Source organism: Stenotrophomonas cyclobalanopsidis (genome assembly GCF_008710035.1).
GTDB classification, from domain to species: Bacteria; Pseudomonadota; Gammaproteobacteria; order Xanthomonadales; family Xanthomonadaceae; genus Stenotrophomonas; species Stenotrophomonas cyclobalanopsidis.
In genome coordinates, this window is record NZ_VYKI01000009.1 from 1 (window position 1) to 12,907 (window position 12,907).

General features: G+C 67.4%; 9 protein-coding genes. 3 read left to right on the forward strand and 6 right to left on the reverse strand.

Features of this window, described 5'->3' with window-relative positions:
* Window positions 1–82: 82 nt before the first annotated feature.
* The 3 genes from FJU31_RS08865 to blaL2 form a co-directional block, all read right to left on the reverse strand.
* A complete protein-coding gene (locus tag FJU31_RS08865; RefSeq protein ID WP_150454430.1) occupies window positions 83–724 on the reverse strand; it encodes a hypothetical protein in 642 nt (213 codons plus the stop codon).
* A gap of 55 nt (window positions 725–779) precedes the next feature.
* On the reverse strand, window positions 780–2,009 hold the full coding sequence (locus FJU31_RS08870; RefSeq protein ID WP_150454431.1) for a cation:proton antiporter: 1,230 nt from the start codon (window positions 2,007–2,009) through the stop codon (window positions 780–782).
* Between the two features lie 82 nt (window positions 2,010–2,091).
* Window positions 2,092–2,997 carry a L2 family extended-spectrum class A beta-lactamase gene (blaL2, locus tag FJU31_RS08875; RefSeq protein WP_150454432.1) on the reverse strand — a complete coding sequence of 302 codons (906 nt, stop codon included), beginning with the start codon at window positions 2,995–2,997 and terminating at the stop codon, window positions 2,092–2,094.
* Window positions 2,998–3,172: 175 nt separating this feature from the next.
* On the opposite strand from blaL2, the gene ampR reads away from it, so the two are divergent.
* Window positions 3,173–4,039 (forward strand): LysR family transcriptional regulator AmpR, encoded by an 867-nt coding sequence (ampR, locus tag FJU31_RS08880; RefSeq protein ID WP_150454433.1) that lies wholly within the window; start codon window positions 3,173–3,175, stop codon window positions 4,037–4,039.
* A 117-nt stretch (window positions 4,040–4,156) separates the two neighbouring features.
* Here ampR and FJU31_RS08885 read toward each other — a convergent pair whose 3' ends face one another.
* Window positions 4,157–6,022: an ABC-F family ATP-binding cassette domain-containing protein gene (locus tag FJU31_RS08885; RefSeq protein ID WP_150454434.1), complete on the reverse strand. Its 1,866-nt coding sequence runs from the start codon at window positions 6,020–6,022 to the stop codon at window positions 4,157–4,159.
* A gap of 336 nt (window positions 6,023–6,358) precedes the next feature.
* Here FJU31_RS08885 and FJU31_RS08890 point away from each other — a divergent pair, with 336 nt between their 5' ends.
* A complete protein-coding gene (locus FJU31_RS08890; RefSeq protein WP_150454435.1) occupies window positions 6,359–8,746 on the forward strand; it encodes a TonB-dependent receptor plug domain-containing protein in 2,388 nt (795 codons plus the stop codon).
* Window positions 8,747–8,947: 201 nt separating this feature from the next.
* On the forward strand, window positions 8,948–10,645 hold the full coding sequence (gene ybaL, locus FJU31_RS08895; RefSeq protein ID WP_150454436.1) for a YbaL family putative K(+) efflux transporter: 1,698 nt from the start codon (window positions 8,948–8,950) through the stop codon (window positions 10,643–10,645).
* A gap of 187 nt (window positions 10,646–10,832) precedes the next feature.
* Here the strand turns inward: ybaL and FJU31_RS08900 are convergent, their stop codons facing one another.
* Window positions 10,833–12,113: an O-acetylhomoserine aminocarboxypropyltransferase/cysteine synthase family protein gene (locus FJU31_RS08900; protein ID WP_150454437.1), complete on the reverse strand. Its 1,281-nt coding sequence runs from the start codon at window positions 12,111–12,113 to the stop codon at window positions 10,833–10,835.
* 91 nt (window positions 12,114–12,204) lie between these two features.
* Window positions 12,205–12,768 (reverse strand): hypothetical protein, encoded by a 564-nt coding sequence (locus tag FJU31_RS08905; RefSeq protein ID WP_246161262.1) that lies wholly within the window; start codon window positions 12,766–12,768, stop codon window positions 12,205–12,207.
* Window positions 12,769–12,907: the final 139 nt, after the last annotated feature.

The following is a 12,907-nucleotide window of genomic DNA, read 5'->3' on the forward strand; positions in this document are numbered from 1 at the left end:
CGGGGCATGGCCCGGCGAGCGCAGCGGTGCGGTCAACCGCAGAAACGCCGCCGGGCATGGCCCGGCGCTACCCGTGGGCCGGTCAGGGCGCCGGAGCGGGCTGGTCACCCCACGGTGCCGGCGGCAGCGGCACCGGTTTGCTGAGATCGAATTCGACGCGGAAGCGGCGCCCCTCCGGCCGGGTCAGCTCATAGACGAAGCGCTGGTCCGGTTCGATCTCCATCGCCCAAGTGTTGAACGTAGACGCCAGCATGTCGGCACGGCGGAACATCGCCACCGAATCGCCATCGGCCGGGAACTGCTGGCGCTCGGCGGTGCCCGGTGGCTTGCTGTCGCCGCCATACAGAGTGATCGCATCCGGACTGCCATCGGCATGGCGGTGGTCATGCTTGAGCTTCAGGCCGTTTTCGGTACGGGTGATGATCCATGTCCGCGAATGGTCATCGCCGACATGGAACGGAATGCGCAGCTCATGTCCCGGGTCAGCGCAGCCGCGCACATGCATCACCAGCCGCTGCTCGGCAAAGGGATCCTTGCCGGTCGGTGCCGGGGTATCCTCAACAACCTTGCCCGCAAAGGCCTGCCCGCAGTGGGCGGCGATGGCTGCCATGAAAGCATCGGCCGGGGCCGTGGACAGGTCGTGGTTGATCGCAGGCGGCTGCTGCGAACAGGCGGCCAGGCTGCACAGCGCGGCAACGGAAAGCAGAGGGGCACGTACATTCATGCCCCAACCCTAACGGCCATGCCCGGCAGGCGCAAACCGCAGCCTGCCGCATACCTCACCCCAGCCGGGCCGGGGCCGGCTCCGGCGGCGCGTCCGGCAGCGATTCGGTTGCAGCAACCGGCGCGTCGACGCCCTCCCCCGCCGGCTCCTGTTCAACCGGGTCCACATCGAAGGGCGTGCGGAACACCAACGACGGCAACAGCGTGGTCAGCGCCGCGTACAGCAGCAGCGCACCGAACAGCACGGCTGGAATCTGGAACCGGTCACGCATGATCGCCGCCAGCACCAGGGTGAAGATGAGGGTGGGCGCCAATGCCAGCGAGACCCGCAGGCTGCTGCGGAAACTTTCACCGAACATGACCCGGCGCTGCAGCCAGACCACGGCAATACGCAGCGGCAGTACCACCAGGGTGATCACGATGCCCAGCCCCAGCGCCTCGAAGCTCAGTGCCTCGCTGGGCACCTTGGTGCCCGCATTGAAGAAGTAGAACGGTACGAAGAACGAGGCGAACAGCCGCAGCGCATGCAGGTTTTCATGCGAGGCCAGCAAGGGCATGCGCTGGTGCAGCAGCCGCGCCACCAGGCCTGCGATGAAGGCACCCACCAGGTAGTACACCCCCAGCACATAGGTGATGTACGCCGCCACCATGCCCACCATCACCAGAAGAGAGAACTCCGATCCCGGTGCGTGCGGCGCGACCCAACGGCCCAGCGCGATGAAAACCAGCGGCAGACAGACCATCATCGCCAGCAGGGCACCGCTGGACAGGGCCATGTGCCATGGATCATCGGCCTGAAGCACCACGAACAACGCTGCCAGCGCCAGCAGCTCACCGGCGATGGCCTTGCTGGTGACCCAGAACCGCTCGTCTTCGCTGAGCCCAAGCCGGTTCAACGAATCCATGATGAAGCCGGTGGACGGCGTAAGCAGGGCCAGCGCAAGCAGGCCGGCGGCCTGCCACTGGAGGCCGGCGTAGTGCCACGCCAGCCAGCCCACGCCGAACAGCGTGCCGCTGCGCACCAGCAGATGCGCCAACAGCGGCCACATGCCGCGACGCAGCGCTTTCAGATCGACCTCCAGACCGGCAAACAGGAACAGCGATGAGATGCCCAGCGTGGCCAGCAGGCTGATCACTGCGTCGTGCGAGCGCTTGCCCAACCACAACATGGCGATGATGCCGAACAACAGGCAGGTCAACGGCGCGGGCAGACTGAAGCGCTGCAGCGCGCGTGGGATCACCAGCAGCGCGAAGATCAGCAGCAGGTAGATCAGTTCATGACTCATGGCCAGGGCGTCCGCGGAAAATGCAGCGCGCAGGATGGCGGCGCGGCCGTGAACGGGCAAGCATGAAAGGCCAAGCGCCCTCTCAGCCGATCATCGCATCGGCCAGCGCACCGACCCGCGCCAGCACCGCCGCGCGCTGATCGTCGTCCACCGAGGCCCCCTGCAGATACGCCGTCACCACCCACGGCGTACCACCGGCACGCGGCCACAGCACGGCAACGTCGTTACGGGTGTCCTCGCCATTGCTGCCGGTCTTGTCACCCACCCGCCAGCGCTTGCCCACCCCAGCGCGCAGGCAGGCATCGCCGGTCTGGTTGTCGATCAGCCAGTCGGCCAGTTGCAAACGGGCTTTTTCCGACAGGCCATCACCCACTGCAAAGCGGGCCAAGGAGGCCGCCATCGCCGCCGGACTGGTGGTATCGCGCGGATCGCCCTTGGCGAACCGGTTCATGTCCGGCTCGTAGCGGTCGTTGCGGGTGACCGTGTCGCCCTGCGCGCGCAGAAAGGCGGTCAGCGCCGGCGGGCCGCCACTCACGCCCAGCAGCAGGTTGGCAGCGGTGTTGTCGCTGGTGGTCAGCGTGCCGCGGCACAGATCGCGCACGCTCAGGTCCTTGCCGACGTGGCGGCGGGCCACCGGGGCGTAGGACAGCAGGTCTTTTTCGGCGATCGGCACGCGGGTGTCCAGCGAGACGCGGCCGGCGTCGGCCAGGTGCAAGACATGGGCCACCAGCATCGACTTGAACGTGCTGCACATCGGGAAGCGCTCGTCCTGGCGATGCCCGCCGATGCGACGGCCGCTGCCGGTGTCCAGCACGGTCACGCCCAGGCGGCCACCACTGGCTTTCTCCAGCGCGGCGAAATCGGCGGCACTGGCGATCGCGGCAGGCGCAGCGCGCGCGGGGCCAGCGGCCCGCGCCAATGCAGGCGCGAGCAGGGAGGATGCGAGGGCGGCACCACTGAACTGCAGGAATCGACGGCGGGCATGCATGGGCGGGCTCCGGTGGACGAGACCCGATTATTGGGAGCCCGCTGCCCCGCCACCAGCGGCAATTTTCAGCGGCAGGCATGAATTCCATTCATACCTGTCGCTAAGATACCTGCGCCATGGCGAGGGCGTGACCGGTCGCGCTAGGATCAGCCATCACCCCGCCTCACACCTGGCCATGCTGCACCCTACCCTGCCGCTCAACGCCCTGCGCGCCTTCGAGGCCGCCGCCCGGCACCAGAACTTCACCCGTGCGGCCCTGGAGCTGTGCGTCAGCCAGGCCGCGCTCAGCCACCAGATCCGCGGTCTGGAAGACCGGCTGGGCATCCGCCTGTTCCACCGCCTGCCGCGCGGGGTGGCCCTGACCGACGAGGGCGCGGCGCTGTTCCCGGTGCTCAATGAGTCCTTCGAGCGCATCTCGGCCAGCATCGCCCGCTACACCGGTGGCCCGGCGCGCGAAGTGCTGACCCTGGGCGTGGTCGGCACCTTCGCCACCGGCTGGCTGCTGCCGCGGCTCGCGGCGTTCGAGGCGGCGCACCCGGATATCGAGCTGCGCCTGCAGACCCACAACAATCGCATCGACCTGGCCGGTGAAGGCCTCGACCTGGCGATCCGCTTCGGCGACGGCGACTGGCAGGGCCAGGCGTGCGCGGCGATCCTCGATGCGCCGTTCGCGCCGTTGTGCGCACCGGCGCTGGCGCGACGGCTGAAGCAGCCGCGCGACCTGGGAACGGTGCCGCTGCTGCGTTCGTACCGCAGCGACGAGTGGCCACGCTGGCTGCAGGCCGCGGGCATCAGCGGCGTTGAAGCGCGCGGGCCGGTGTTCGATTCGTCGCTGACCGTGGCGATGGCCGCGGCCGGTGGCGCCGGCGTCGCCCTGTTGCCGCTGCGCATGTTCGAGCAGGAACTGGCTGAAGGCCGCCTGCTGCAGCCGTTCACGACCACGCTGGAACTGGGCCGCTACTGGCTGACACGGCTGCGCTCTCGCGCCGAACGCGAACCCGCCCGCCGCTTCCGCGAGTGGCTGCAGGCGCAGGACGGGTAACCCCGCCGGGCACGGCCCGGCGCTACCGTCATCGGCTGGAATGGTAGCGCCGGGCCATGCCCGGCGAGCGCAGCGGGTGGTAAAGCCGCCGGGCAAGGCCCGGCGCTACCGTTGCAGTCAGGACTCCAGCAGCTCCATCCACGCGGCTTCGGCTTTTTCCAGCTGCGCGGCGGTGGTTTCGCGGTCGCGGCCGAGCACGGCCATGCGGGAGGCATCGGCGTAGTTGGACGGGTCGGCCAGCTGGCGGTCCAGCTCGGCCAAGCTGTTTTCCAGCTCGGACACCTTGCTCTCCGCCGCGGCCAGCTTGTGCGGGTTGGCCGGCTTCTTCTGCACCACCTGCGCCACCGGGGCGGTCTTGACCACCACCGGCTCTTCCACCTGTTCCATGCGCGCCTTGGTGCCCTGCGCCTGCGGGCGGGTACGCAGCCAGGCGGCGTAGGCGTCGAGGTCGCCGTCGAACGGCTCGACCACGCCATCGGCCACGCGCCAGAAGGTGTCGCAGACCAGGCCGATCAGGTGGCGGTCATGCGAGACCATCACGATCGCGCCGTCGAAATCAGCCAGCGCTTCGGCCAGCGCTTCGCGCATTTCCAGGTCAAGGTGGTTGGTCGGTTCGTCGAGCAGCAGCACGTTCGGCTGCTGCCAGGCGATCAGCGCCAGCGCCAGGCGCGCGCGCTCGCCACCGGAGAAGCCATCGACCGGTTCGAACGCGCGGTCACCGGGGAAATTCCACTTGCCGAGGAAATCGCGGAACGACTGGTTCGGCGCATCCGGGGCGATCTCGCGGAAGTGCTCCATCGGCGACTGGCCTTCGTGCAGCGATTCCACCGTGTGCTGGGCGAAGTAGCCGATCTTCAGGTCCGGGTGCGCCGAGCGCTCGCCGGCAATCGGCATCAGCTCGCCCACCAGGGTCTTCACCAGGGTGGTCTTACCGGCACCGTTGGGGCCGAGCAGGCCGATACGCTGGCCCGCTTCCAGGCCGAAGCCGACGTTGTGCAGGATCACCGCGTCCTTGCCGTAACCCGCCTCGACATGGTTCAGGCGGATCAGCGAGAACGGCAGCTTGGCCGGCGGCGCGAACTCGATGCGGAACTCGCGCTCGGCACGCACCGCTTCGGTACCGGCCAGCTTGGCCAGGCGCTTCATGCGGCTCTGCGCCTGCGCGGCCTTGCTGGCCTGCGCCTTGAAGCGGTCGATGAAGCTCTGCAGGTGGGCGCGCTCGGCCTGCTCCTTCTCGTGCGCGATCTGCTGCTGGCGCAGCTGTTCGGCGCGCTGGCGCTCGAAATCGGTGTAGCCGCCCGGGTAGAGCTTGGCGCCGCCAGCGTGCAGGTGCAGGGTGTGGGTGGCCACGTTGTCGAGGAACTCGCGGTCATGCGAGATCAGCAGCAGGGTGCCCGGGTACTTCAGCAGCCACTGTTCCAGCCAGTACACCGCGTCCAGGTCGAGGTGGTTGGTCGGTTCGTCCAGCAGCAGCAGGTCGCTGGGCATCATCAGCGCGCGGGCCAGGTTCAGGCGCACGCGCCAGCCGCCGGAGAACGAGGACACCGCGCGGTGGTGGGTCTCGGCCGGGAAGCCCAGGCCGTGCAGCAGCTTGCCGGCGCGCGCTTCGGCGTCATAGGCATTCAGCTCGGCCATGCGCGTATGCGCCTCGGCCACGGCTTCCCAGTCCTCGCGGGCGGTGGCGTCGGCCTCGGCGGCCAGCACCGCGGCCACTTCGATATCGCCGCCCAGCACGAAGCTCAGCGCGGGGTCGGGCAGCGACGGGGTTTCCTGGGCGACGCTGGCGATGCGCACCTTGCCGGGCAGGTCGACGTCACCTTTGTCCGCCTCCAGCTCGCCCTTCACTGCCGCGAACAGGCTGGACTTGCCAGCACCGTTGCGGCCGACCACACCCACCCGGTAACCGGCGTGCAGGGTCAGGTCGACATTGGACAACAGCAGCCGCTCGCCGCGGCGCAAGGCGAAATTACGAAGCGAAATCATGGGGGAAGGCGTCCATATAACCGAATGGAATGTGCTGGTGAGCACTGTTCCTGCGACGCAATTCTAGCGTTAACGAATACTTGACGCGCCCCGGGAAGCGACGCGGTCGGTCCACATCTCTCCCTCGTCGAGTCCGCGCGCCTCCCGGGCCCCTCCCGCGCCAATGCCCGCCACAGCTAAATGATTGCTTTTGCAACGTTTTTTCACATGACGCGCATTTGACAGCTGCTTAAATTCCCGTTAATTGCTGTATTGCGCACCGCAACAACCGTCGTCCGCCTCACCCCCGTGATGTCGATTCCGGTGCCAGTTCCCGCCAACCGGAGCCCCACCTCGATGAACCGCAAGACCAGCCTGATCGCCACCGCCATCGCTGTCGCACTCGGTGGCGCTTCGTTCGCCGCTGCTGCCCAGCAGACCGGCACCGCCGCCAACACCCTCGATACGGTGATCGTCACCGGTACCCGCGTGGCCGACCGTACGGTCGCCGAGTCGCAGTCGCCGATCGACATCATCACCCCGGAAATCCTGCAGTCCACCGGTGCCGGCGAACTGGCGACCGCGCTGTCGCGCGCCCTGCCCTCGCTGAACTTCCCGCGCCCGGCCCTGACCGACGGCACCAGCGGTGTGCGCCCGGCGCAGCTGCGCGGCCTGTCGCCGGACCAGGTGCTGGTGCTGGTGAACGGCAAGCGCCAGCACACCTCGGCGATGATCAACGTCAACGGCAGCATCGGCCGTGGCTCGTCGGCGGTGGACATCAACGCGATCCCCATTGCCGCCATCGAACGCGTGGAAGTGCTGCGCGACGGCGCCTCGGCGCAGTACGGCTCGGACGCCATCGCCGGTGTCATCAACATCGTGCTCAAGGGCAGCGGCAGCGGCGGCAGCCTGGCCGTGGACTATGGCCAGTACTCGGCTGGCGACGGCAACAAGTACCAGCTCTCCGGCGACACCGGCGTGGAATTCGGCAATGGCCGTGGCCGCGTGCACGTGGCCGGGCAGATCAGCCAGCAGGATGAAAGCAACCGCGCTGGCCCGTACCGGGGCACCACGCCGAACACCGGCAATTTCCCGGCCATCGGTGAAACCACCTTCATCGTCGGCGACCCGCGCGTGGATGCCACTGCCGCGTCGGCCAACGCCAGCTTCGATTTCAGCGACCATGTGACCGGCTACGCCAGCGCGCTGCTCAGCAACCGCGACATCACCTCGTTCGCATTCTACCGCTCGCGCAACCACAGCGGCCAGACCGCGCTGCTGTCGCAGATCTACCCGGACGGCTACGTGCCGCAGATCAACCAGTACTCGAAGGACCGCTCGCTGGTGGCCGGCGTCAAGGGCAACACCGACAACGGCTGGACCTGGGACCTGAGCCTGAACCACGGCGAGAACACCCTGGACTTCCACACCCGCAACAGCATCAACTACAGCCTGGGCGCGACCAGCCCGCGTTCGTTCTACGACGGCACGCTGAAGTACCAGCAGGACATCTTCAACGCCGACCTGACCAAGTCGCTGGACTGGGGCCTGGCCTACCCGGTCACCCTGTCCTTTGGCGGTGAGTACCGCAAGGAGAAGTGGGACCAGAACCCGGGCGAACTGAACTCCTACACCGGCACCGGTGCACAGGGCTTCGCCGGCTTCACCCCCACCAATGAAGTGCATGCCGACCGCCACAATTACGCGGTCTATGCCGGCCTGGAAGCCGATCTGACCGAGAAGTTCTCTGCCGGCATCACCGGCCGCTACGAGGATTACTCGGACTTCGGCGACCGCTTCTCCGGCAAGCTGTCGGCGCGCTATGCCTTCACCGACAAGGTCGCGCTGCGTGCCACCGCCTCCAGCGGTTTCCGCGCCCCGTCGCTGGCGCAGCAGGGTTACCAGGCGGTGACCAGCCAGTTCACCAACGGCGTGTTCGTCGAGCGCGGCACCTTCCCCACCACCAGCGCGGCCGCACAGGCGCTGGGGGCTTCGCCGCTGAAGGCGGAAACCTCCACCTCCTACAGCCTGGGCCTGGTGCTGCAGCCGGTGGACCGCCTGTACATCACCGTCGATGCCTACCAGATCGACATCGATGACCGCATCGCGCTGTCGTCCAGCATCACCACCAACGCCGCCACCAGCGCACTGCTGGGCACGCTTGGCCTGCCGCAGGTAACCGCGTTCTCGTACTTCACCAATGGCCTGGACACCCGCACCCGCGGTGTTGATTTCGTCTCCAGCTACACCGTGCCGTTCGCGGCCAGCAGCCTGGAACTGACCGCGGCCTACAGCTACAACGACACCGAGGTGCAGCGCGTGGGCGGCACCCCGGCCGTGTTCAGCACGCTGGGCCTGACCCAGTCGCTGATCGGCCGCGATGAGATCGGCCGCATCGAGGACAGCTACCCGCGCGACAAGACCGTGCTGAGCGGCACCTGGCGTTCGGACCACTGGGAACTGGGCCTGGCGGCGACCCGCTACGGTGAGTTCACCGTGCGCAACTCGGCCACCGCCGCGCGTGACCAGACCTACGGCGACAAGTGGGTGCTGGACGCCTCGGTGAGCTACAAGCCGAGCAGCAACTGGACCCTCACCCTGGGCGCCGACAACCTGCTGGACGAGTACCCGGACCGCACCGAAGACCTGCAGAACTCGACGTTCGGCATGCTGCCCTACAGCAACTACTCGCCGTTCGGCTTCAATGGCGCGTATGTCTACGGGCGCATCAAGTACACCTGGTAAACGGGAGTGCCGGCCGCTGGCCGGCAGACCCTTGCCGCATCTGGAGGAGAGCCCCTTCTTGTTGAAGGGGCGCGCCGAAGGCGGGGGTAGAGGTGAAATGCGTGGGCAAACCCGCCGGCCGCGGCACGTGGCCGGCGGGTTTGCCGTATCTGGCCGCATCGGTGAAAATCGGGGCATCCCCCCGATTTCCTGCGAGTGCCGATGCACCATGACACCGACCTGATCAACATCGTCGCCGTTGGCCTGGGGCTCGCCTTCATCTTCGGCGCGCTGGCCAACAAGCTGCGCTTGTCTCCTCTGGTCGGGTACCTGGTGGCTGGCATCTGCGTCGGCCCGTTCACTCCCGGCTTCGTCGCCGACCAGGCGCTGGCCAACCAGCTGGCCGAACTGGGCGTGATGCTGCTGATGTTCGGCGTCGGCCTGCACTTCTCGCTGAAGGACCTGATGGCGGTGAAGGCCATCGCCATCCCCGGTGCCATCGGCCAGATCGCCGTGGCCACCCTGCTGGGCTGGGGCGTGGCCTGGCTGATGGGCTGGCCGGCCCTGCACGGAGTCATCTTCGGTTTCTCGCTGGCCACCGCCAGTACCGTGGTGCTGCTGCGGGCGATGGAAGAACGCCGCCTGCTGGAAACCATGCGCGGCAAGATCGCGGTGGGCTGGCTGATCGTCGAGGACCTGGCCTGCGTCCTGGCGCTGGTGATGATGCCGGTGCTGGCCGGCGTGTTCGGGCCCGATGCAGCCAAGGAGACACATACCGTCGGCAGCGTGCTGGCCGACATCGGCTGGACCTTCGTGCAGCTGGGCCTGTTCGTGGCGGTGATGCTGGTCGTCGGGCGCCGGGTCATCCCGTGGATCCTGGAGCGCATCGCCGGTACCGGTTCGCGCGAACTGTTCACCCTGTCCGTGCTGGCCATCGCACTGGGCGTGGCGTTCGGCTCGGCCATGCTGTTCGGCGTGTCCTTCGCGCTGGGCGCGTTCTTCGCCGGCATGCTGCTCAACGAATCCGAACTGAGCCACAAGGCGGCCACCGATTCGCTGCCGCTGCGCGATGCATTCGCGGTGCTGTTCTTCGTCTCGGTCGGCATGCTGTTCGACCCCAACATCATCGTGCAGCACCCCTGGCAGGTACTGGCGACGGTGGCCATCATCATGTTCGGCAAGTCGGCGGCAGCGTTCTTCATCGTGCGCGCCTTCGGCCACCCGACCAGCACGGCGCTGACCATCTCGGCCAGCCTGGCGCAGATCGGCGAATTCGCCTTCATCATCGCCGGCCTCGGCGTGGCCCTGCAGATCCTGCCCCAGGAAGGCCAGTCGCTGGTGCTGGCCGGTGCGCTGGTGTCGATCATGCTGAACCCGCTGGTGTTCGGCCTGCTGGACCGCTGGCAGGCCAAGCAGGAGCAGTCGCCCCAGGCGGCCGAGCCCGAGGAGGCGACCGGTCCTTCGCGCGATCTGCATGACCACGCCATCGTGATCGGCTACGGCCGCGTGGGCAGCGAGCTGGCCCAGGTGCTGCGCGACCGTGGCGTGCCGGTGCTGGTGATCGATGACAACAAGGAACACGTCGAGCAGGCGCACACCAAGGGGCTGGCGGCGATCCGCGGCAGCGCGGCCGCCGACCGGGTGCTGGCCGAGGCCCATCCGGAGCGCGCGAAGATCGCGGTGCTGGCCATTCCGCAGCCGCTGGAAGCCGGCGAAGCGCTGGCCAAGCTGCGCGCGATCAACCCGGACCTGACCCTGCTGGCGCGGGCGCACAGCGATGCGGAGGTGAAGCATCTGCTGGAACATGGTGCCGATGGCACGGTGATGGCCGAGCGCGAGCTGGCCTATTCGCTGGCGGAGATGATCATGTCGACGCCGCCGTACCGGAATCTGGGGCAGCACAGCATCCCGGTGGTGTAACGGCTGTTGGTAGGTGTCGACCTTGGTCGACACAAAAAAATCCCCGGCGGGCCCGCACCCGTCGGGGATTCGTCTTGCTGGGATTGCCAGTTCTGCCACGCCTTGGAGAGGCATTTCCACCGTAACCCATTCTGCCCTGCGTGGTGATCGCCGCTGGCGATGACGACCAAGCCTTCAGCTATCAGGCCTACGCCAGGGCCTGCTCCAGGTCAGCGCGCAGGTCGCCGATGTGTTCGATACCGATCGACAGGCGCACGGTGTCCTCGCTGACGCCGGCGCGGGCGAGTTCGTCGGCGTCCAGCTGGCGATGGGTGGTCGAGGCCGGATGCGTGGCCAGCGATTTTGCATCGCCCAGGTTCACCAGCCGGGTGAACAACTTCAGCGCATCCAGGAAGCGTGCGCCTGCGTCGCGGCCACCGGGCAGGCCGAAGGTCAGTACGCCGGAGCCGTGCCCACCCAGGTAGCGCTGCGCGGCGGCATGTTCGGGATCGCCGGCCAGGCCGGCGTAGCGCACCCACGCCACCTTGGCGTGCGCCTGCAGATACTGCGCCACCGCCAGTGCATTGGCGTTGATCCGCTCCATGCGCAGGGCCAGGGTTTCGATGCCCTGCAGGATCAGGAACGCATTGAACGGCGACAACGCGGCGCCGGTGTTGCGCAGCGGCACCACCCGCGCGCGACCGATGTACGCCGCCGGGCCAAGTGCTTCGGTGTAGACCACGCCGTGGTAGCTGGGGTCCGGCTCATTTAGGCGCGGGAAGCGTTTGCGCTGCGCAGCCCAGTCGAAGCGTCCCGAGTCGACGATTGCCCCGCCCAGGCTGGTGCCGTGGCCGCCGAGGTACTTGGTCAGCGAATGCACCACGATGTCGGCGCCATGCTCGAACGGGCGCAGCAGGAACGGCGTGGCCACGGTGTTATCGACGATCAGCGGCACACCGGCGGTATGCGCTACCTCGGCGATGGAGGCGATGTCAGTGACATTCCCGCGCGGGTTGCCGATGGACTCGACGAACACGGCCTTGGTGCGCTCGTCGATGAGCGCGGCGTACGCAGCGGGGTCCGCCGGATCGGCAAAGCGCGCGCTGATGCCGTACTGCGGCAGGGTGTGCGCCAGCAGGTTGAGGCTACCGCCATACAGCGCGCTGGCCGCCACGATGTTATCGCCGGCCTCGGCGATGGTCTGGATGGCATAGGTGATGGCCGCCTGCCCCGAGGCCAGCGCCAGTGCACCGATGCCGCCTTCCAGCGCGGCCAGGCGCTGCTCCAGCACGTCGGTGGTGGGGTTCATGATGCGCGTGTAGATGTTGCCCGGCACCTTCAGGTCGAACAGGTCCGCGCCGTGCTGGGTGTCATCAAAGGCGTAGGCCACGGTCTGGTAGATCGGCACCGCCACCGCACGCGTGGTCGGGTCGGGACGGTAGCCGCCGTGCACGGCCAGGGTTTCCAGTTGCCACTGCGGGTCACTCATCGCACCTGACTCCATCCGGGAAACGGCCACCATAGGGCAGCCGTGTCGCGCGGGTCAGACCCACTGGCAATCAGACCCTTACTGCGGGTTATCAGCGGCCGTCGCCCGGGCACGCAGGCCCCTCGCCGCCACCGCACAACAATACGCCACTGAGCCACTTCACCCAGGTCACCACGTCAGCTTCTTTCACCTCGGTGCGGAACGACTTCTGCACGGTGTAGAAGCCCTCCTTGCCTTGGATGCCCTTGATCCAGGAAGTTTCAGGCTTGCCGGTGGCGGGGTTGAGCGGGCAACTGAGCATCAGCACCGCCATCGGACGGCCGTGTTCTTCCCCCTCACGCAGCCAGTTCGCCTGCGAATCCGGGCAGACCCCGCGCCAGCCGGCTTCCATGGTGCCCAGGAACTCTCGCGGCGAAACCCAAGCGGAATTTGGCGCGATGTTGACGGTGACCATATCGGTCCACGCTTCCACCGTCTGTCCCTCGGGCACGAACTCGGTAATGTCGCCGGTTTTCGGATCGGATGCCTCGAAAGCTTTGACGTAGCCATCGAACTTTGGCATCAGCACCTGCTCGCTGCTGGCCGCCATCGCAGTAGCGGAGGCCAGGCTCACGCCCAAGGCAAGACACAACGGGACCGCTCGGAACTTCTTCATGGAACTCCTTCTCCTGGTAAGCGACAACTACGTGGGACGCGCACAGCATGAAGCATGTCTGGAATGTTCGCCGAGCCGTATGCGACAACGCGTGAGTGTCTGTGACGTATTCGCACGACAAGCGTCTTGCCCGAAATCA

Coding starts and splice junctions, on each gene's coding strand:
- FJU31_RS08865 (WP_150454430.1), bottom strand. CDS start 724: ATGAATGTACGTGCCCCTCTGCTTTCCGTTGCCGCGCTGTGCAGCCTG.
- FJU31_RS08870 (WP_150454431.1), bottom strand. CDS start 2,009: ATGAGTCATGAACTGATCTACCTGCTGCTGATCTTCGCGCTGCTGGTG.
- blaL2 (WP_150454432.1), bottom strand. CDS start 2,997: ATGCATGCCCGCCGTCGATTCCTGCAGTTCAGTGGTGCCGCCCTCGCA.
- ampR (WP_150454433.1), top strand. CDS start 3,173: ATGCTGCACCCTACCCTGCCGCTCAACGCCCTGCGCGCCTTCGAGGCC.
- FJU31_RS08885 (WP_150454434.1), bottom strand. CDS start 6,022: ATGATTTCGCTTCGTAATTTCGCCTTGCGCCGCGGCGAGCGGCTGCTG.
- FJU31_RS08890 (WP_150454435.1), top strand. CDS start 6,359: ATGAACCGCAAGACCAGCCTGATCGCCACCGCCATCGCTGTCGCACTC.
- ybaL (WP_150454436.1), top strand. CDS start 8,948: ATGCACCATGACACCGACCTGATCAACATCGTCGCCGTTGGCCTGGGG.
- FJU31_RS08900 (WP_150454437.1), bottom strand. CDS start 12,113: ATGAGTGACCCGCAGTGGCAACTGGAAACCCTGGCCGTGCACGGCGGC.
- FJU31_RS08905 (WP_246161262.1), bottom strand. CDS start 12,768: ATGAAGAAGTTCCGAGCGGTCCCGTTGTGTCTTGCCTTGGGCGTGAGC.